The organism is Pseudomonas sp. Ost2, assembly GCF_018326065.1.
Classification (GTDB): domain Bacteria; phylum Pseudomonadota; class Gammaproteobacteria; order Pseudomonadales; family Pseudomonadaceae; genus Aquipseudomonas; species Aquipseudomonas gingeri.
This window is the reverse complement of record NZ_AP021904.1, coordinates 3,117,760-3,139,240: the sequence shown is the minus strand read 5'-3', so window position 1 is coordinate 3,139,240 and position 21,481 is coordinate 3,117,760. Positions and strand designations below refer to the sequence as shown.

Sequence of the window (21,481 nt, the reverse complement as noted above, 5' to 3'; positions counted from 1 at the left end):
TTCATGAACAGGCGCACCACGTTTTGCGCCTTGCCCCTGGCGCTGTGAGTTTTAGGATGTCGGCAACAATCATAAGGAGTCACTCCATGTTCGCCGGATTCCAGAAAGACCAGCGCCACGTCAACGGTGTGGACATTGCCTACCGCATCGGCGGCAACGGGCCAGGCCTGTTGCTGCTGCACGGCCACCCGCAGACGCACGTCATCTGGCACAAGGTCGCCGACGAGTTGGCCAGGCACTTCACCGTGGTCGCCGCCGACCTGCGTGGCTACGGCGACAGCAGCCGCCCGCCCGCCGACGAGCAGCACCTCAACTATTCCAAGCGCGAGATGGGCCGCGACGGCGTCGAACTGATGCAGGCCCTGGGCTTCAGCCAGTTCTCGGTCCTGGCCCACGACCGTGGCGCCCGGGTCGCCCACCGCCTGGCCCTCGACCATTCGCAGACGGTGCAGCGCATGGTGTTGCTGGATATCGCGCCGACGTTGTCGATGTACGCCCAGACCGACGAAGCCTTCGCCCGCGCCTACTGGCACTGGTTCTTCCTGATCCGCCCGGCGCCGTTGCCGGAAAGCCTGATCGAAGCCAACCCGGAACAATACCTGCGCAGTGTCATGGGCAGCCGCAGTGCCGGGCTCAAGCCGTTCACCGACGCCGCCTTCAACGAATACATCCGCTGCATCAGCCTGCCCGGCAGTGCCCGGGGTATCTGCGAGGATTATCGCGCCAGCGCCGGCATCGACCTGGACCACGACCGTGCCGACCTCGAGGCCGGGCGCAAACTGAACATGCCGCTGCTGGCGCTCTGGGGCGCCGAAGGAACCGTCGGCCGTTGCTTCAACCCGCTGCACGAGTGGCAGCAGGTCGCCACCGACGTGCGCGGCAAGGCCCTGCCGGGTGGCCATTACCTGGCCGAGGAAATCCCGCGGGTGCTGCTCGACGAGGTCCTGCCGTTCCTGCGCTGAACCGCCGGGCCCGAGCGACCTGAACCACTGACGTGAAATACCCCTTCCCCGTGGGCCGCCGCAATGGCCCACGGCGGGATCGGCTTGCCTGAAACTCTCTCGAGATAATAAAAATGACAATCAGAAAACTGCTGGGAACCCTGTATGTGCAGGTCATCATCGCCATTGTCCTGGGGGTGCTGATCGGCAACCACTGGCCACAGACCGGTATCGACCTCAAGCCCCTGGGCGATGGTTTCATCAAGCTGATCAAGATGATCATCGGTCCGATCATCTTCTGCACCGTGGTCTCCGGCATCACCAATATGCACGACGTGAAACAGGTCGGGCGGGTCGGCGGCAAGGCCCTGCTGTACTTCGAAATCGTCTCCACCCTGGCGCTGGCGATCGGCTTGCTGGCAGCCCACGCGCTGCACCCGGGTTCGGGCTTCAACGTCGACGTGAAGACCCTCGACACCTCGGCCATCGCCAACTTTGTCGGCCAGGCCCAGCACGGCGAAGGGGTGATCGGCTTCCTGCTGCATGTGATCCCCACCACCTTCTTCGACGCCTTCACCCAGGGCGAGATCCTGCCGGTGCTGTTCGTCTCGATCCTGTTCGGCCTGGCGCTGGTGATGGTCGGTGAGAAGGGTCGCCCACTGGTGGCCGTGATCCACCAGGCCAGCGAGGTGTTCTTCCGGATCGTCGGCATGATCGCCCGCGTGGCCCCGATCGGTGCCTTCGGCGCGATCGCCTTCACCATCGGCAAATACGGCCTCGGTTCGCTGCTGCCGCTGATGAAGCTGGTCGGCACCTTCTACCTGACCGCGTTCATCTTCATCACCTGCGTCCTGGGCAGTATCGCCCGCTACGCCGGTTTCAGCATTTTCCGCCTGCTGGGCTACATCAAGTCGGAACTGCTGATCGTGCTCGGCACCAGTTCCTCGGAATCGGCCCTGCCGCAATTGATCCAGAAACTGGAAAGCCTGGGCTGCTCCAAGGGTGTGGTGGGCATCGTGGTGCCCACCGGCTACACCTTCAACCTCGACGGCACCAATATCTACATGACCCTGGCGGTGCTGTTCCTGGCCCAGGCGACCAATATCGACCTGACGCTGGAGCAGCAACTGACCCTGCTGGCGGTGACCATGCTGACCTCCAAGGGGGCCGGCGCGGTGGTCGGTGCCGGCTTTGTCGCCCTCGCCGCCAGCCTGGCGGTGGTACCGACCGTGCCCGTCGCCGCCATGGTGCTTATCCTGGGCGTGGACCGCTTCATGGCCGAGTGCCGTTCCCTGACCAACATCATCGGCAACGCCGTGGCAACGTTGGTGGTGGCAGCCTGGGAAGGCGAACTGGATCGCAGCAAGATGGCGCCGATTGCCCTCAAGCGCGGACGCAAGGCCCTGGCCGCCCAGGCCGAAGCCGATGCCAAGGCAACCCCTTGACCCTGCAGGAGCCGGCTTGCCGGCGATGAGGCCCGCAAGCCCGGCGTCGCTTGCCCGGCTGTCGTCGCCGGCAGGCCTGGCAACTACGGAATGTCTGCCGCGCCACCGATCGCGATGGCGCGACATCCTCCGTTGCGCCCAGCCAGTGCTATTCTGGCGGCTCCTGCCGCCAGTGTTCGTTGCTTCGCCCATGAGCCAAAAGAAAGATACCGTGCCCCTGCCCGAAGACCTTCGTGTATTCCTGACCGTCATCCGCAAGGCCGGCTTTGCCGCGGCCGCCGATGAACTGGGCTTGTCGCCCGCCTACGTCAGCAAGCGTATCCAGATTCTCGAGACCACCCTCGCCACCCGCCTGCTGCACCGCACCAGCCGGCGCATCGCCCTGACCGAGGACGGCGAGCGGGTGCAACGCTGGGCCGTGCGCATCCTGGAGGACTTCCAGCAACTCAACGACGAACTGTCCGAAGCCCATGACAGCCCCAGCGGCCGCCTGCACCTGTGCAGCAGCTTCGGTTTCGGCCGCAATCACGTGGCCCCGGCGCTGTCCTTGCTGGCCGAGCGTTACCCGGACCTGGAGATCCGCCTGGACCTGTTCGACCGCGTGGTCGACATCGTCAGCGAAGGGTTCGACCTGGAGATCCGCGTCGGTGACGACATTCCCGGCCAGCACATCGGTCGGCGCCTGGTGAGCAATCGCCGGGTGCTCTGTGCCGCGCCCGCCTACCTGGAACGGCGTGGTACGCCGCTGCAACTGGCGGACCTCGAACAACACGACTGCCTGGTGCTCAAGGAACGCGACAACGCCTTCGGCATCTGGAACCTGGAGCGCAATGACCGGCAGAGCAATGACAGCCAGGACAGCGTGCGGGTCAGCGGCCCGCTGTCGTCCAACAGCGGCGAAATCGTCCTGCAGTGGGCCCTGGACGGCCGCGGCATCCTGCTGCGCTCGTTGTGGGACGTCAAGCCGCTGCTGGAACAGGGTCGGCTGGTGCAGGTGCTGCACGACTACACCCAGAGCGCGAATGTCTGGGCGGTGTATCCGACACGACTGGCTTACTCGGGGAAACTGAGGGTGTGCGTGGAGTTTTTGCAGGAGCATTTCCGCCAGTTGTCGATCTGAGGCCCGCCACACGAATCAGGATCGTTCCCATGCTCCGCGCGGGAACGCCCTGTTGGACGCTCTGCGTCCGCGCTGTATGAAGCAGAGCGTCAGGAGTTGCATGCCCACGCGGAGCGTGGGAACGATCACAACTCTTTCAAAAAGTCCCCCGCGCTTCGTGCTCCCTTCTATTCTCAAGCCATTGCCAGAGAGGCAGGCCGACACCGGCCAACGTTTTCACACCACAGGGAAGTAGCATGATGAAAAGCACCAGAGCGCCCATCGCCTGCATGGCGGCTGTCCTTGGCCTGTCTTTTTATTCCGGCGCCCACGCCGACCAGGGCAGCGACACCGTCGCCCGCCTCAACCAGCTCTACAACGACACCCGCCAGGATTGCGGCGGTCCGTCCAAGCCGGCCTTCCTCTGCTCCGGCGTACTGTTCCGGGCAACCTGGCCGTCCACCGACTACCAGTTCTACAGCATCAGTCCGAAGAGCCAGGCCAGCGGCGGGGTCTCGGCCTCGTACCTGCGCAAGGACTCGAAATTCCGCAAACTGGCCTATGGACTCACCAGCGGCTTTATCTTCGATACCATCTTCGGCAATCCCAAGGACCACCAGGATTACGCCGTGCTCTGCTCGTTCCCCATCGACGCCGCCACCGACGATCGCCAGCAGGCCGGCTGCACCGACTCGCGACGCACTCCCGGTAGCGTGGAGAAATTCTGCAACGAGATCGGCGTGACCACCGCCGAACAATGGGGCGCCAACTATCGGCAGAACGGCGGTGACCATTCGCGCCAGTGCTCCTTCGACGTCAGGGACGAACGCAACAGCTCCGCCGGTCCGGCGTTCTACCAGAGCATCCGCGCCATGGGGCAGATCGCCGCCGAATCCTTCGGTACCCAGAACGAACTGCGCCTGGCCAAATGGGAAGAGAAGCCACCCCTCTCGCCGTCGATCCTGGCCCTGTTCTACGTCGAGGACAGCGGCCTGGAAGGCGCGCGCCTGAACCAGATCCAGTGGTACCAGGCAACCCAGCGCTACCTGCCGATGATCAACATGAGATTGCCGCAGACGCCGCAGCAGGATGCGAGCTTCGTCTACGACAGCAAGAAACAGGTCATCTACCCCACCACCGAACGCAACGGCTGCGACCGCTATGTGCAGAGCGCGGTGTGGGTGGAGCGCGATGATCCGGGATTCGGCAAGAAAGTCATGACCCTGGAGATCACCCCGACCGATTGCGGACGCAAGATCCAGGACAACCAGACCAACAACTTCTTCAATGAACTGGCGTCGGACCATTACCTCGACGCGAACTGGAAGAACAATCCGGACAACCGTGACAGCACGGTCGGCAGCATGCGCCGGCAACTGGTCTGCCACTTCAACATTGCCCGTAACAAACCACAGTGGAACCTGGAACCGTCGCGCCCCTATACCTCCAACGAGGACTCCATCGCCAAGGGCTGCAACAACACCTGACTGCGAATAGATAGCCTGTTCGCGGGCAAGCCCGGCTCCTGCAAGATTGTGCCATGCGCAGAATCTGCGATCGACACGGTACTGTAGGAGCGGGCTTGCCCGCGAAGACGTCGGAACAAACGCCACAAGCCCCAGGCAGACAGACGCTTCATCTACCGCCACAAGCAATATTCAGCTCAGCCAGGGATTGGCCTCCAGGTGCGCCCGCTCGAACGCCTTGATCTCGTCGCGTCGTTGCAAGGTACTGCCGATCGCATCCAGCCCGAGCATCAACGCGGTCTTGCGCAGGGTATCGATCTGGAACCCGATCACGCTACCGTCCTGCAAGCGAATCTGCTGGCTCTCCAGGTCAATGGCGATCTCGGCGCCTTGCGGCTGGCTCACCACCTGCCCCAGGCGCTGTGCCGTGGCCTCGTCGAGGGTGATCAGCAGCACACCATTGCGCTGGCAGTTGTCGTAGAAGATCCCGGCGAAACTGCTACCGATCAAGGCGCGGATCCCCATCTGCTTCAAGCCCCACACCGCATGTTCACGGCTGGAACCGCAGCCGAAGTTCGGCCCTACCACCATGAAGCTCGCGCCTTTCCAGGCGGGCTGGTTGAGCACGAAGCCGGGATCGGGTTCGCCCGAGGGCAGGAAGCGCAGGTCGAAGAACAACCCACGGTCCAGGCCGTTGCGGTCAATCCCCTTGAGAAACTGCTTGGGCATGATCACATCGGTGTCGATATTGGCCGCCAGCATCGGCGCTGCCTTGCCGGTGACCTGGGAAAATGGCTGCAGGGTCATGGGCGTCGCTCCAGGGTACGGATATCGGTCAGGTGTCCGGCAATCGCCGCCGCCGCCACCATCGCCGGGCTCATCAGGTGCGTACGGGCACCCGCGCCCTGGCGGCCTTCGAAATTGCGGTTGGTACTGGAGGCACAGCGATCGCCGGGCTCCAGGACATCGTCGTTCATCGCCAGGCACATCGAGCACCCCGACTGCCGCCATTCGAAGCCGGCCTCGATAAACACCGCCGCCAGCCCTTCGGCTTCGGCCTGGTCGCGCACCTGGGTGGAACCCGGCACGATCATCGCCCGCACATGCCTGGCCACCTGCTGGCCGCGCACTACACGGGCCGCGTCGCGCAGGTCCTCGATACGGGCGTTGGTGCAGGAGCCGATAAAGGCGTGGCTGATGACGATCTCGCTCAGCGGCATGCCGGCTTCCAGCCCCATGTAGTTGAGGGCGCGGCGCATATCCTGGCGCAGGATCAGGTCGCTGATGGCTTCCGGGTCCGGCACGTTCGCGCCGATGGGCGAGGCCTGGTCCGGACTGGTGCCCCAAGTGACCATGGGTTCGAGTATCCCGGCATCAAGGTGCACTTCACGGTCGAACCGGGCACCGACGTCACTCTTCAGTTCACGCCAGCGGGCCACTGCCTGCTCCCACAGCTCACCCTTGGGCGCCCGTGGCTTGTCCTTGAGGTAGGCGAAGACTTTCTCGTCCGGTGCCATGAAGGCTCCGCGCGCGCCCGCCTCCACGGCCATGTTGCAGATGGTCATGCGGGCCTCGACGCTCAGGGCATCGATGGTCGAACCGCAGAACTCGATGGCATAGCCAGTGGCCCCGGAGGCGCCGATCCTGCCGATCAGCGCCATGATCACGTCCTTGGACGTCAGCCCCGGCGCCAGCTCGCCATCGACGGTGACCCGCAGGGTTTTCAGGCGCTTGTACACCAGCGTCTGGGACGCCAGCAGATGCTCGATTTCCGACGTGCCGATACCGAACCCGAAGGCCCCGAGAGCACCATAGGTCGTGGTATGGCTGTCGCCGGCGGCGACCACCATGCCCGGCAGGATGAAGCCCTGCTCCGGGGCGATCACATGCTCGATGCCCTGGCGCTTGTCGAGCACATCGAACAACTCGATACCGAAGTCGGCACAGTTCTCGGCCAGGTACGACACCTGGCGGGCGCCGCCGGCATCGGGCATGGCGGCAACGCGCTTGGGCGCGGTGGGATTCACATGATCGACCACCGCCAGCGCGGTTTCCGCGCGCCAGACACCGCGCCCGGCTTCACGCAGGCCGCTGAAGGCTTGCGGACTGGTGTATTCGTTGATGACCTGGCGGTCGATGTACAGCAGGACATGGCCCTGGTCGTCGAGGCGACACACCGTATGGGAATCGATGTGCTTGTCGTAGAGGGTTCTTGTTGGAGTCATGGTGGCGCTCGCAGAAATGAAAGTACGCGAGGCTGTCGGATCACGGCAATCAGCCGACAGGCGTCACGGCAATCATAGGCGGCAGGCGCAACGCATCAATGGCGGGACGGTGATGGCGAGGAACATGGATCGTGTTTGATCGGCGCTTGCGTTGCGCAAGCGCCGGATGGATTTGTACGGCCCAGCCTGGAAACGACCGGCACCGTAACCTTGCAGGCTATCAGTCCGTACCGTATTTCGGCGAACGTGGCCCGTAGAGCAGCCCGGTAGTGTGATTCACGGACATCAGGCGTCGACTGGCGAGGCCGGCAATCGGGTGACCGGCGTCGGTGGAGCTGTTGATGATCTGCTTGACCGCCGCCGTGATCAGCATGCCGACCAGGCCGCCCTGGTTATTGTTGTTGCCCTCTTCGCTCGATGCCGTCGCGCTGCCGGTCCACAGCGTGGTGCCGGACTTGAGGTCCACCAGCTTGGCATTGGCGGTCACAATGGTGTTGCTGCTGAGCACCATGTACTTGGTGCCGTACTGCGTCACCGTGATGTACATCGCGGCATCGGCGCCGAAGATCTCGCGTAGCTTGACCGGCGAGGTGTTCTGGATTTCAGCAGGCGAGCTCAAGCCGTTCTGCTTGAAGGTTTCATCCACCAGCGCCACCGGCATCACGTAATAACCTGCCTCGGCCAACGGAAACGTCACCTGTGACAACAGGCTGTACGACCCCTTGATATCCGGCGACTCATTCACGGGCGGCAGGACCAGGATGGTCCGCGGACGCGCCTGCTTGTAGGCGGAATAATCGAGGCTCTTGATCGGGTGCGCACACCCGGCCAGCAGGCTCACCATGATCAGCCCACCCATGACACTCAGAAAGCGCAGGTTCATGGCTTGCTTCCTTTTTGTGCATTGCTCAGCAGAAAGTCCATGTAGGTTCCCGACTCGGGAAACAGTGCCTTCTCGGTCTGGAACTGCTGCACCATCTGGTCGTCCTTGCCCAGGCTGCCATACAGCAGGCCCAACTGCGCGTGATAACCCGGCGGCGCGGCGCGGTTGGTGGACTTGATCTTCTGCAGATCAGCCTCCAGTGCCGCGACCTGCGCTTCCTTGGATTCGCCTTTGAAATATTCGTAGACCTGAGGCTCGTAGCCTTCCCACTGATACAGCGTCTTGGGTTGCTGGGCACATCCCACCAACACCGCGCCACCCATCATTACCGCGACAAACCGCACCGAACTGAACACCTTGCCCATAACCCCTGGCACTCCCTGTTATCGAATGAATTAGTGCTGGCCCGGTTTCCAGGCGCCGCTGTCGATGGCATCGACCATTTTGTTCACCGCCTCGCGCATCGCCAGGTCGAGGACCTTGCCATTGAGGGTCGAGTCGTAGCTGGCGGTGCCGCCGAAGCCGACGATCTCGCGGTTCGACAAGGCGTACTCACCCGCGCCCTGGGTGGAATAGACCACTTCGGAGGTGGAGATATTGACGATGTTCAGGGCGACCTTGGCGTAGGCCACCTGGGTCTTGGCGCGCCCCAGGATGCCGAACAACTGCTGGTCGCCGGTCTCCTTGCGACCGAACTCGGTGACATCGCCAGTCACGACATAGTCGGCACCCTTGAGCTTCTGCACCTGAGACTTGATGGCCGCTTCCTGCTGGATCTCCGCCATGTTGTCGCGGTCCAGCACGCTGAAGCGATTGGTCTGCTGCAGGTGGGTAATCAGGATGGTCTTGGCCTGGCTGCCGAGACGGTCGACACCATCGGAAAAAATCCCGCGCATATAGCTGGAGCGGTTATCGAACTTGCCGACGGCAATGGGCGTGCGTACACCGGCATAAGGCCGGTTGACGCTTTCGACCTGTTGCACCGGCAGCGCCCGGGAAGTCTCCTGGGTGGTACAACCGGCGATGGATGTCAGCACGATTGCCGCCATCCCTGACACCATCACCTGCGACAATTTGTTCACGCAGCACACTCCTGGAAAATCGGGCTTGGGGAATTACGAAACGGGTGAGTCGATTGGCTGGTCACGCGCATGGCATGGCTTGTCTGCGCGGGCGCAGTCAAGGACAGGGCCTGGATTCAGCGGGGGTCAATGCGTTATTGCCCGGGCGATTGCGAATGCTCCGGGTATTTGAAAGAGGTATTTCGAAGGGGGCGAACACAGCACGGCAAGGCCGCGAGAAACCTCATCCCGAGGGTGACAACCCACATGCACAATCCCTCGATACATTTGATATCAATTTAATAGCATTATCATAAGGTGGCGGGATTTGGGCGTCAAGAATCACGCCGACGCTTGCCGAGCCAGTGGGCGACGGTGTACAGCCCTCCCGCGACCAGGCCAATAGCGACGAAAATCGCCATCCCCGCCCAGAACAGCGGTGGCCTGGCCGCTGGCGTACGGACCTCCAGAACCGACGGCATGGCGGTTATGATCCAGATCAGCAGACCGGCGGCACCACCGCCGATGACGTAACGCCAGCCCGTGGTGAGAAACCGCTCCACCAGCCAGAGCAACGGCCAGCACACCAGCATGCTGAGCAGTGCTCCGATCAGGAAAAACAGGACAAAGCCCGGCAGGACCTCTCCCTGGCCGAAGAACAGCACGACAGCCACCGTGCCCAGGGTCAAGCCTCCCGCGACCGGCACGGCAACGATCGACCGCCACCCGCGCCGCGCAGGCGAGCCGTTCCTCGACGGCCAGTTCTCCACCCAATAGATGGCCAGGCTGTACGCCATGCCCAATACCAGCCCGCCCACCACCGCCACTTTCAGCAAGGCGCCGGAAAAACCGCCGAAGAAGAGGTAGATCACCAGGCCCTGGATCAGGCCGCTCACCCAATGGCGCCAGCGTAGGGTCAGGCAATAACGGTCACCCAGCAGCAACAACGGAATGCCCACGACAGCAGAAGCGAGAACGCCGAAGAGCAGCATGGCGAACGCAATGGTCTGACTCAGGGCGTCGACACTCGACATCACCAGGGCCTGGACCAGGCCGCCGCACACCAGCACGGCGCACAGGCGCAGTTCGCCGTTGGGTCTCATTTCCCCCCCGCGGGCTGAGGACTACCGCCCCAGTTGAAAAACGGCGTGTCCTTGAGGTAGTTGATGACCGGGCTGTTATTCATGAACTCCTGCTTTTCAATGAACTTGGTATTACCGCCCCAGACCATGCCCGCCATCCAGCTGTTGGAGTTGAACAACGGGCTGCTGCCCGTGCCCCAGCCATGGGTTTCGATATCGAAGCCACCCGACGCCGTGGGCACCACCGTGCGCACCACGAAACCGGGATCCAGGGCATGCATTCCAGGCAGGGTCACGTTGATCACGCTCTTGCTGTCTTTATCCGTCAAGTGTGCAACATACCCGAGCTTGAGCCCCATCAGGTACAACTCACTCACGTCGCCACTGCCGACCACCTTCGTACCGTCGCCACCAGGCCCGGCGTTGCGCTTGAGGGCTTCATATTCCTGGTCCAATGTGCCGCACCCGCCGAGCGAAACCAGGCAGCCACTCGAAACATCACCATACTCATGGGGTTGCTTGGTACTGCCCAGCACGGTCTCATAGCCCGCGAATGCGGCGGGTATCCCGCCGCCCGTCTGGCCTTTCGAGTTGATGAACTGCCCGCTTTTCACCGCATCGGTGAACTTGCCCTGGCAGGCCGATGCGCCTATCGACTCGCAGTTGTTCACGGCCCACTCCTTGTAGCCAGATAGCCCCGCCGCCACGTTGGCCGCGATCAGCAGGCTGTTGGTCTCGATATCGCTGATCGCGCCAAAGGCCGTCTTGTCCTTGGCATCCAGGGCCTGGTCAGCGGCATACAGCTGACCAAAATTCTTGGCACCCTCAACGATCTGTTTGATGTGTGCGTTCAGGCAATCCTGGTCCTGACAGGCCATGAGGTCGGCATCATTGAGGTCACTTCGCCGCTTGGCCTCAAGTTGCACGCGCATGCGACAAGCGGTGTTATCGGCGGCACAGACAGCCAACTGCCGGGACAGCACCTCGATATCCTCATGGGTGAGATAGTTGTTCTGGACTTCCTGCATGCCGGCGCTGGCACCGTTGATACCGCCGACGCCCGCGGAAACCAGGCCGGAAGTCCCCAGGATCAGCGACTTCTTCACATCCACCGGCAGATCCATCTGGGCCACCTTCTCGGCAATCAGGGGGGCCGTCAGCGCCGCCGCGCCAGCACCCAGTGCGTTGCCGCCGACCGTCCCGCCGGCAAGCCCCTGGACGCCGCCGGCCAGGGCATGGAGCATCACCCGCGCCGCGCCGCCTTCGTCCCACGCCGCTCGGGTGGCACTGTCGGTAGCCTTGTCACGCTGCTGGCTCGCATAGTCGCCGATCAGCTTGTAGGTATCGGCCGCCGTGGTATTGGCCACGATACCCAGGGTCGTGGCACCGCCCGCCCCGCCCAGCGCCGCACCGATCAGGCCGCTGACGATATCGACGAGCACACGCTTGTCGCCGCCGGTCGCCCAGCTCTCGTTGACGTTTTTCAGATTGTCTTTGGCCGCCGCGAGTTCCTGCGCGTTGGTGGCTTTTTTCACGCGATCCTCGGCACTCTTTTTCTCGGCTTCGGCGACCTTGCCAATCACGGACTGGGTCAACGCGACCGAGCTGCGGATCAGCTCCATGCGCGTCTGCAGGGCGCCTACATCCGGCTTGTCGAGTTTTTCATTGGCGTTGGCCGTGTCCCGATTGAGGCCGGTCAGGTCATTCGCGCCCGCGGTATTGCGCACGATGATCGTCCCTTCGCTGACCGCGCTGCGGGTCTTGCTCTGATCCGACTCACTGAGTGCCAACGGTATCGTACCGCCGAAACCGAGACCATCACCGCCGCTGCTGTAGGAAAGCGAAATGCCCGCCGACTGGCTACTGGCCTCGCTCTTGTTCTTGATGTCGCTGACGATCAGGCGATCGGTGCTGAGCCGGTTCTTGTCGGCCGTGGCATCACTGGCGATGACCGCGCCCTGCAGGGTGGTGTTCTGCCCGACATAGATGTTGTAGCCACCGCTGCCGGCAAACAGGCCGCTCTGATCCGTCACGGCCTTGTAGTCACTGTTCGTGTTACCGGCGGACAGGTTGGCCGAACCCGTGACCGTCGCCCCGTAGCAGAACGGCGGAATACAGATACTGGCCCCCATCCCGCCGCTGCTCTGCTTGCTGGTCTGGCTCTCGGTGTCCTGCCGCGAGCTGATATCGAGATTGCCACCAATCACCGCGTTGATGCTGTCAGCCTTGACCTGGGCCCCTGCCAGCGTGGTGTCCTTGCCGCTGCGCAGCACCAGGGAACCGGTGTCCAGGGTGGTATTGACCTGGGTGACCGAATGACCGTCCCCCATGTTCTTGCCCACCTGCGCGCCGAGGTCGAGGGTGAAGCCGTTCTGGGCGCCGAGGTTGAAACTGGCGCCGATGGCGGTACGGCTGTTGCTGCCATGGCTGGAACTGTCCGTGGTGTTCTGGGCACTTTCCAGCGTGATGTCGTTCTTGGCGTCCAGCACCGTGCTGGTGGCTTTCAGGGTACTGCCGACCACATGGATATCACCAGCCGTTCCGGCCGCATTGCCCGTGGCGATAATGGTCAGGCCTCCGCCGGCATTGATCGAACTCTGCCTGGCGGTCTGGCTGTCCTGCTGGCTGCTGTTTCTGCTGTGGGTGTTCGCCAGCTCCGTGCCGATCTTGATCAGCGAACCGCTGCCGCCTTTCTTGTCACCATAGTTGGAGAGCGCATCCTTGACGTCCGAAGCCATGCCGGCCGGATCGATATCGTTGAGCTGCATCGCCAACTGCGCCTGTTTCACCGCCCGAAGCCGCGGGTCATCGATCTTCTTGGTGGCTTCGATGGACTCACGCAGGTTGTAGATCGTGTTCAGCGTGCCGATCACCGCCCCCCCCATCACTCGACCGACGCCCAGGCTCGAGGACTTGTCCTGGCTGCTCTGGCTGGAGCTTTCCATGCCGGCGACGATGCTCACGTTGGAACCGGTCAGGCTCATGTTGCGGGTGCTGACCAGATCACTGGCCACCACGCCGAGGTTACGCCCGGCACTCAGGCTGACATTCCCGGCACTGGAGCCGATGGTGCTGCCGGTCAGGGTCGTTTGCGTGGCCTGGCCGTTATGGCTGCCGCTGCTCATGTTCAAGTGCTGGTTGCCGGTGATGTCGTCGATCCCCAGTTTGTTGGCCGTCAGGATACCGGTGAAGTCATGTCCCTTTTCCTTGTGCATCTCATCGCGGGTGAAGGTGTTTTCCGCCGCGTTGATGGTCAGGTCGCGACCGGCCTGCACAGTCAGGTCCTTGGTGCTGACCAGGGCCGAGCCGGTGATGGTCGCATCCCGCTTGGCACTCACCTCGACGGTATTGCCCGAGATGAGGCTGCCCACCGCGGTGGTCTGGGTTTCCGAGACCTTGTCAGCGACCTTGCTGGACTTGAGGCCACCCCAACCACTTTTGCTGTTGCTGCTCTCATGACGAACGCTGGTGGAATCGGTGACTGCGAGAATCTGTACATCGTTGCCAGCGGTCAGTTGGGCGCGCCCTTTTTCAGCCGCGACCTCACTGCCCTTGACGATCAGGTCATTGCCCGCAACCAGCGTGACATTGGTCCCACCAGTGACGGAGCTGGCAATATTGGTCGTACTCTCCAGCTCATCCAGGCGGCTCTTCTTGCCCGAAGAACTTTTCTTGGTCTTGCTGTAGAAGCTGTAGTCCTCATCGGCCGCGCTCTGCAGTATCAGGTTGGCGCCAGCGCTCAGATAGGCCTCGCCCCCCGCGGCGACCTTGCTCGCAACGAGCTCCAGGTCCTTGCCGGCCGTCATCAGCACGTTACCGCCGGCCGTCACGCTGGAGCCCACCTGGTGTTCATGATCCTCCTGGCTGGTGACCTTCTTGGTCTTGCCATATGAATGCTGCTCGTCTGCGGCGGAAGACAAGGTCAGGTCGCCCACGGCCGAAAACGCCACGTCACGCTTGGCATCGATCTGGCTGGCGACCACGCTCAAGTCACGCCCGGCACTGATCATCAGGTCGCGTCCGGCGGAAACGCTTGAGCCGTTCTGCGTAATCGTTTCGTCGCGATGATGGTCACCCAGGCTGTTGCCGTGCACTTGCTCGGCGGCGCTGATATTGACGTCGCGTCCGGCCCTGAGCAGGGTATCCCCGGCACTTTTCAGCACTCCGCCGCTGTTGTTGATATCACGGCCTGCACTCACCGTGAGGCTGTTGGCCGCTTCGATGCGGGCGGCGTTGTCGACGAAATCCCGTTGCTCGGTCCGGTAGCCGTTGCTGCTCTGGTGACTGGTCACGGTACGTTCGTTGATCACGTCGCCGTTGACGGCGGTGATACTGACGTCACGTCCGGCGATGATGCCACCGGCCTTGTTGGTCAGGTTGTTGCCCGCCAGGGCGGCGAGGCGATCGCCGGCCTCCAGCAAACCGCTGTTGACCTGGTCGTTGCCGGCGGCCGCCAGCAGGCTGTTGCTGGCCCGCAGGGTCCCGGCGTTGTTGAGGTCCTTGCCGGCAATCACGGTCACATCACTGCCCTGGATCAATGCACCGTTGGCGGCCAGGCGGTTGTTGGCATTGGCCAGATACAGCACCGGCACAAGCACCTGCTCGCCATTGACCGTGGCATTCTCCATCCACACGATGTCATGGGTCAGCGCCGCGACCTGCTCGGAAGTCAGCGTCACGCCCAACTGCAGGTTCAGTTCCTGCTTGCTGGCCACGGCATTGTTCATCAGGTACTTGAACATGCCTTCGTCCGAGGTCTGCCCGTCGATAAAGCGCTGCCCGGTGCGGGCCACGACCGCCTGCTGGATCAGCTTCTGCTCGTAGTAACCATCCCCCAGGCGCTTGGCGCTGGTGTCCGGGTCATAGCCCAGATTCGACAACAGGTAGTCCGAGCTCATGAACTGTTTGAGGTCGGTCAGTACCGGGTTGGTTTCGATCAGGTACTTCTGCGGATTGGATTTACCCGAGGTATCCGGCAAGCCCTGCACTCGCGTGATGCTGGTGCTCTGGCTGCCCTGGGCACGGTCCGCCGCGCCCACGTCGATCGTGCTCGGTGCCGCCAGGTCACCCGGGGCGGGCTGGCGTTGGGCGGAGCCGAGACTGGCTCCGCCGAGGGTCCAGCTTTGCGGTCCGGTGGCTGTCGGCGTGCTACTGCCCTGCCCGCTCAGGCGGAACAGGCCATTCTGGCCGGTGGGCAGGGTAAATCCGGGCAAAGCCACCGGGTTGACCTGCTGCTGTGCCAGGTTCGGCGGCAGTTGCTGGTTGACCGTGACGTGGGTGGAGAAATTGCTGCCCGAGGAACCGGTGTTGGTGCGCGGACCGCTGCCTACATAGTTGAACCCCGGTCGCACGACAGAGCTGTCGAAGTTGTTCAGGGTAGCGATGTTCACCGCACCACCGGCCTGCATGATACCGGCATAGGACTGATCGCCCACCGCCAGTTGCGTCGTGCTATGCAGCGCGCCGACCTCGCTTTCGATCGTCCCCAGGAAGTGCGCCAGCGCCTCTTCAAGCCCCGTGGGATTGTAGCCGGGGTTTTCATACCAGTACTGTTGGGTGAAAGTCGCCGCTTCCTGCTGGCGCCCGCCCAACGCGTGACGGGCGGTGACATAGGTACGGCGGTCCTCGGTATCCCCCGTTTCAACCCCCTGGTTGACCAGGTTGTTGAGCTGGGCCGTCAGGCTGCCGGTGGCCGCGACCGTACTGCTGGCGTTCAGGAAATCGCCACCGCGCAGTACCAGGTTGGCGCCGGAAGTCATGCTCGCCGCGGCACTCGCCCCGGGCATCACCTCCAGCTTGCTGCGCTGGACCACCTCGAACAGGCCATTGCGGTTACCGCCACTGCAGTCGCCGACATAGAGACGGTTGCACGGCAGCTCGGTGATGCTCGCGGTATACAACCCGGCGTTGTTCACCACCAGCACATCACGGATATTCTGGATCGAGCCTGCCACCAGGCTCATGCTGGCATCGCTCTGGATCGAGCCTGAACGGTTGACGATGCTGCCTGCCCAGTTGCCCAGACCATCGCGGTCAACGGCAAGATTGCCGAGGCTGTTGATGTTACCGTAGAAGTTGTTCAACGAATCGACGCGCAGCCCCATGTCACCGCCACTGAAGACCAGACCGTGGTCGTTGAGCAATGCGCCCGTGGTGGTGGTCAGTCGCTGGGCGCTGCCCAGTGTCCCGTAGTTGTTGATACCGCCGGCGCTGAGGTTCATGTTCGCGGCGGAAGTCAGGCGACCGAAGTTGTTCAAGACGCCGGCGACATTGATCGTGGTATCGCCACCGCCAGCGATACTGGTGTTGCCACCCAGGTTCAACTGCGCCGCGCGCAGACCCAGGGTACCGAGGCTGGAAAGGCGGCCACTGCCGGCATAACTGCCCCCCAGGTTCAGGCTGACCGTGCCGTCACTGGCGATCAGGCCATCGTTGGTCCAGTTGCCACCGTTGCCGGTCAGGCTGTTGGACGCCAGCAATTGCCCGCTGCCGGTCTGATACAGGTTGTTGATATTGATTGTCAGGCGCCCGGCCTGGATCACGCTGCTGTTGGTCCAGCTGTCGGCACCGAGGGTCAGGCCGCCACGGGTCACCAGCGTGCCACCGGCGCTGCTGAGGTTGGCCATGGAGATATCGAAGGTGCCAAGGCCGGCGTGCAGCAGGCTGCCACCCTGGTTGAGGAAACTGCCGGCATCCAGGCCAAGGTCGAAGTTGCGGGTTTCCAGCGTACCGTTGCGGTTATCGAGCAGACCGCCGATCCGGAACGCTGTCTTGCCATTGCTGCCCAGGGCACGCAACTGGCCGGTCTGGTTGTCGAGACCGGTAGCGCTGATCGACAAGGTGTTGTCGCTCTCGATGATGCCCTTGCGGTTGTTGAGGCTGCCGCCCAGGCCCAGATCGATCTGGCCCCCGGCAATCTGCCCGCCCAGGTCGCCACTGTTGTCGACGTTGTTCGCACTGACCTTGACCAGGCCGCTGGCGTAGAGACCGCCATTGCGGTTGTCGAGGTTGGTGGTGGTGAGCATCGCCTCCCCGGCGCGAGCGGCAATACGCCCACCATAGTTGTCGATACCACCGAACGCATTGAGATTCAGGCCCTGGGCCTGGATACTGCCGTTCTGGCGATTGTTGGTCAGGTCATAGCCGTTTTTCAGGACACCGACAACGCGGGTTTCCAGTGCATTCCTGACGCTGGAAAGCACACCGCCACGGTTATCGAGATTGGCAGCCTTGATGAACAGCCGGCCCTCCTGGGCGATCACCTTGCCGCTCTGATTGTCGATATCGCCACTGACGTCGAGATTGACCGCGCCTTTGCCCTGCAACAATCCCCTGGCATTGCCAAGGCTCGCCGCCTGCACTTGCAGATCGCCATTACCGCTGGCGATCAGGCCGGCATTGCCGTTCTGCACGGCGCCGGTGGCCGTGAGGGTAAGCGTATCAGTGGCACCGAGCGTGCCGTGGTTGCTGTTATCCAGGCCACCGGTCAGCACCGTCAAAAGTCCCTGGCTGGACAGCTCGCCGCCCTGGTTGTTGATCTGCGCGCTGCGCTGGATCAGCAGCGGGCCAACGCCGGACAGCTTGCCGTTGGTATTGGTCAACGTCCCCAGCAGATCCAGGGTCACGCCAGCGGCGCCCGTGAGGACACCATTGCTGTTATCGAGATGGGTGCCGGTAAACCCCAGCGCCTGCTGGGCGCTGATCGTCCCGCCGTTGTTCAGGGCCATGGCCTTCAGCGTCAGCAGCGCGCCGCTGTCGATCGAACCACCCGTGGCGTTGTTCAGCAAACCGCTGACCGTCAGGGTCTGTCCCTGGGCGCTGGAGAGGATGCCCTGGTTGCTGTTATCGAGACTGGCGGCGTTGACAGTCAGGACCTTCTGGCTGACCAGCGCACCGGCATTGCCGTTGAGCAGCGCACCACCCAAGGTCACGTCGACGTTGCCGTTGCGACTGGAGACCGTACCGTTGTTGCGGTTGTCCAGGCTGCCGCCCGTGAGCGTCACCCCCTCCCAGCCCGAGAGCAGGCCACCGTCCTGGTTGATCAGGCTGTCGGCCGTCAGATCCAGCAGGTTGGTGCTGATCAACTTGCCGCCGTGGCTGTTGTCCAGGGTCCGCCCCTTCAGTTTCAGGCTCTGGGTGCTGGTGAATTCGCCGCCTTGGTTGTTCAGGTCGCGCAGGTGAGCGACGGTCAGGTTGCCGGCCGTGGTGATATGCCCGCCGGCGTTGTTCAGGTCACCGGTGGCAGCACCGAAGTCGATGGCAATCGCACTGCCCAGCAGCGAGCCGCCCTGGTTGTCGAGGCTGGCGCTGTTGAGGCTCAGGCCGTTGCTGGCGTTGATCAGGCCCTGGTTACGGTTGCTCAGCTGGCCGTCCACGGTCAGGTCGAGCCCGGCCCGGCTGGTCAGGGTGCCGCCACTGTTGTCGAGGCTGCCGGCGTGCACATCCAGCGCAGCCGCCGCGATCATGCCCTTGAGACTGGTCATCGCCTGATCGATGCGCAGGGTCAAGGCCTGGTTGCTCAGCAGCTTGCCGGTGTCGTTGTTCAGGCTGTCGGCTGCCAGGGTAAAGGCCTGGGCACTGGAGATTTCACCGCCCTGGTTGTTCACGCCCTTGAGGTTGTTCAGGACCAGCAACGGTGCGTTGATCAGCCCGCCCTGGTTGTTCAGTTGACCGTGGTTGAGGTCCAGGCTGACCGAGGTATCGCCCTTGAGCTGGCCGCCCTGCTGGTCCAGGCCGGTGACGCTGGCGGTCAGGGCCTTGGCGGCGCCGATGCGCCCGCCATTCTGGTTGGTCAGTTGCGCGGCCGTCAGGTCCAGGCGATCGCCGCTGCTGAGGAAGCCACCGTGGCTGTTGTCGAAGTCGCCGGTGTTGATCGACACCGCCTCCTGGCCGCTGATCGTGCCGCCCTGGCGGTTGTCGAGACGGCTGCTGTGCAACTCGATGCCGCTGTCGGTCACCAGTCGGCCACCCTGGTTGACCAGGGCGCCATCGCTGGTGATCTTCAGTTGCCCGGCGGTGGAAAAACTGCCCCCCGAGTTATCCAGGCTGCCAGCATGGGCCGTCAGGGTGCCTTCGCTGCTGATCAGGCCCGCGAGCTGGTTGGTCAGGGCACCGTCGAGGGTGATCACCAGGCCGGACTGCGCACTCAGTTTGCCGCCGCTGTTGTCCAGGCTGCTGCCGGTCAGCGTGGTGCTGCCCTGGCTGACCAACTGGCCCAGGCTCTGGTTGATCACCTGCGCGACCTTGAGTCCCAGCGCGGTGTCGGAGAGGACCTTGCCGCCTTCGCTGTTGTTCAGCGTCTGGCCGGCCAGGTTGACCGCCTGCACGCTGGAAATCTCGCCGGCGCGGTTATCGATGCGGTCGACGTTGAGGGTCAACTGCTGTTTCGCCGAGACCAGGCCGGCATTGCGGTTGTCCAGGCTGCTACCGGTCAGGCTCAGGTTGCCTTCGGTCAGCAGGGCACCGTCCTGCTGGTTGAACGTCGTGACAGTAGCGGTCAGGTCGTCCTTACTGGAGACACGTCCCCTGGCGTTGTCCACGGTGTCGGCGCGCAGGGTCAGCGGGCCGTTGGTGATCAGCGAGCCGTCCGAGTTGTCGAGGTGAGTGGCGGTCAGCTCCAGCTTTTGCTGGGCGGTGATGCGACCCTTGGCAGTGTTGTCCAGGGCCTGGCCCTTGAAGCTGAAGGTGTGGTTCGAACCGAGGCGGCCGCCCTGATTGTTCACCGCGCCGGTAGCTGTGATGTCGAGGATGTTCTCGGCCATGACCAGGCCGGTGAGGTTATCCATCGAGCCCAGCACCAGCGTGCTGCTGTCCTGGCTGGAGACTTCACCGCCATTGTTGTTCAGGTGCCCCAGGGTGGCGGTCAGTTGGCTGGCGCTGTTGATCAGGCCGCCCTGCCCGTTCAGTGCCTTGTCGGCGGTCAGGTTCAGGCTGTCGGCACTGAGTACCCGGCCCTTGTTCTGGTTGTCGAGGGTGCCGGCAGTAACCGTGGTCTGCCGCTGGCCGCTCAGGGTGCCGCCCTGGTTGTTCAGGGTCTGGGTGGTGGTGATGTTCAGGTCACGGCTGGCAAGGATGGTCTTGCCGGCGTTGGTGAGGTTCTGCGCCGTGACGCTGACGTCGCCTTCGCTGTTGCGGGTGTTATCGAGATTGACCCCGGCTTCGATGATGCCGTTGTTGGTTAACTGGCCGCCGCTGCTCAGCGTGATGTGGTCCTTGGCGACCAGGTTGTTCTGGCTGGTCAGGTCGCCTTGGGTTTGCATCTCCAGGGTCGTGCCAGCATAGACCGGGCCCTTGGCCTCCAGGCTCTGGGCCTTGAGGTTGACCGCTCCGCTCGCCGCCGTATCGACCATGCTCAGATGACCGTTGGCATCGAGCTGGATATCGCCACCACTGGCGACCATCTTGCCGTCGAGCTTGACCCCGACACCGGCTTCGGTGCCCACCAGCTTGATCGCCCCGGCGTACATGCCGCCCAGCGCCGAGGAATCGATCGCCAGTTGCGGGGCATTGGCCGGATTGGCCGTGCGGGCGGTGGCCTTGAGGGTCTTGGCATCGACATCGTTGGCGCCGGCAATGATCGCCAGGTTCTTCGCCTGGATCTCGGCATTGAGCCGGGCCGAGCGGGTGATGATTTCGAACTGGTCGATATTGTTGGCGTTGAGCCCGGCGCCTTCGATGGAGACGCTGCCCTGGTCGACCTGATAACCCGACACCTGGCCGTTGCTGATCACCGGTTTACCGGTGGTCAGGGTCGCCTGCGGCGTGTTGATAAAGCCGCAGCCACTGCAACTGATGCCGTAAGGGTTGGCGACGATCACATGGGCCGACTGCCCCGCCACTTCGGTGTAGCCACGCAACTGGCTGGGGCTGCCGCCATTGACTTCGTTGAGGATGGTGGTGGCGGCTCGGCCGTTGAGGTTGCTGTTGCCGAGAATGATCCCACCCAGTTGTGTGGACTGGGTCCGGGCCGTGGCGTTGTTGAGGATGACGCCGTTGGCCCCGACGTTGTAGTCGTGGAACTGGTTATGGGACAGGCCGCTGCCGTTGGGCGCGGCGATATTGACGATGGGTACGCCATTGCCCGCCTGACCGAGCGTGGTCCCCGGCGCGCTGACCACGATACCGTCCGCCTGGGCCCACAGCGGCTGCCAGAACATCACGTTCGCCAACAGGAACGCCAGGCCGCGCTTGGGCAGTCCGAGGAAGTGCCCGCGGTTTTTCAGGGCAGCAGAAGGTTGGCGCGCAAGGAAGGCGAAGTGGCGAACGTCCATGTCAGAAAA

11 protein-coding genes are annotated in these 21,481 nt (G+C 63.2%); 4 read left to right on the top strand and 7 right to left on the bottom strand.

The window, feature by feature from the left end:
- The first annotated feature begins 86 nt into the window (after positions 1–86).
- The 4 genes from KI243_RS13870 to KI243_RS13855 all read left to right on the top strand — a co-directional run bounded on the left by KI243_RS13870 (position 87) and on the right by KI243_RS13855 (position 4,972).
- Positions 87–962, top strand: coding sequence for an alpha/beta hydrolase (locus KI243_RS13870; RefSeq protein WP_178992120.1), 876 nt, complete (start codon positions 87–89; stop codon positions 960–962).
- A gap of 113 nt (positions 963–1,075) precedes the next feature.
- Positions 1,076–2,386 (top strand): C4-dicarboxylate transporter DctA, encoded by a 1,311-nt coding sequence (gene dctA / locus KI243_RS13865; protein WP_212811007.1) that lies wholly within the window; start codon positions 1,076–1,078, stop codon positions 2,384–2,386.
- Positions 2,387–2,576: 190 nt separating this feature from the next.
- The gene (locus KI243_RS13860; protein ID WP_017129734.1) at positions 2,577–3,506 is read left to right on the top strand and encodes a LysR substrate-binding domain-containing protein; all 930 of its coding nucleotides are present in this window, start codon (positions 2,577–2,579) and stop codon (positions 3,504–3,506) included.
- Positions 3,507–3,775: 269 nt separating this feature from the next.
- Positions 3,776–4,972 (top strand): DUF2599 domain-containing protein, encoded by a 1,197-nt coding sequence (locus KI243_RS13855; RefSeq protein WP_244861892.1) that lies wholly within the window; start codon positions 3,776–3,778, stop codon positions 4,970–4,972.
- 171 nt (positions 4,973–5,143) lie between these two features.
- Here KI243_RS13855 and leuD read toward each other — a convergent pair whose 3' ends face one another.
- The 7 genes from leuD to KI243_RS13820 form a co-directional block, all read right to left on the bottom strand.
- Positions 5,144–5,758 (bottom strand): 3-isopropylmalate dehydratase small subunit, encoded by a 615-nt coding sequence (gene leuD, locus KI243_RS13850; protein WP_017129737.1) that lies wholly within the window; start codon positions 5,756–5,758, stop codon positions 5,144–5,146.
- Positions 5,755–7,176, bottom strand: coding sequence for a 3-isopropylmalate dehydratase large subunit (leuC, locus tag KI243_RS13845; protein WP_177082091.1), 1,422 nt, complete (start codon positions 7,174–7,176; stop codon positions 5,755–5,757). Before leuC ends, leuD begins: the two co-directional genes overlap by 4 nt.
- A gap of 220 nt (positions 7,177–7,396) precedes the next feature.
- Positions 7,397–8,059, bottom strand: a complete 663-nt coding sequence (locus KI243_RS13840) for a DUF799 domain-containing protein (RefSeq protein WP_177082090.1) — start codon at positions 8,057–8,059, stop codon at positions 7,397–7,399.
- A complete protein-coding gene (locus tag KI243_RS13835; protein ID WP_177082089.1) occupies positions 8,056–8,424 on the bottom strand; it encodes a DUF4810 domain-containing protein in 369 nt (122 codons plus the stop codon). Before KI243_RS13835 ends, KI243_RS13840 begins: the two co-directional genes overlap by 4 nt.
- 30 nt (positions 8,425–8,454) lie before the next feature.
- The gene (locus KI243_RS13830; protein WP_177107119.1) at positions 8,455–9,120 is read right to left on the bottom strand and encodes a CsgG/HfaB family protein; all 666 of its coding nucleotides are present in this window, start codon (positions 9,118–9,120) and stop codon (positions 8,455–8,457) included.
- Positions 9,121–9,455: 335 nt separating this feature from the next.
- Positions 9,456–10,223 carry a hypothetical protein gene (locus KI243_RS13825; protein ID WP_177107118.1) on the bottom strand — a complete coding sequence of 256 codons (768 nt, stop codon included), beginning with the start codon at positions 10,221–10,223 and terminating at the stop codon, positions 9,456–9,458.
- Positions 10,220–21,472, bottom strand: coding sequence for a hemagglutinin repeat-containing protein (locus KI243_RS13820; RefSeq protein WP_212811005.1), 11,253 nt, complete (start codon positions 21,470–21,472; stop codon positions 10,220–10,222). Before KI243_RS13820 ends, KI243_RS13825 begins: the two co-directional genes overlap by 4 nt.
- Positions 21,473–21,481: the final 9 nt, after the last annotated feature.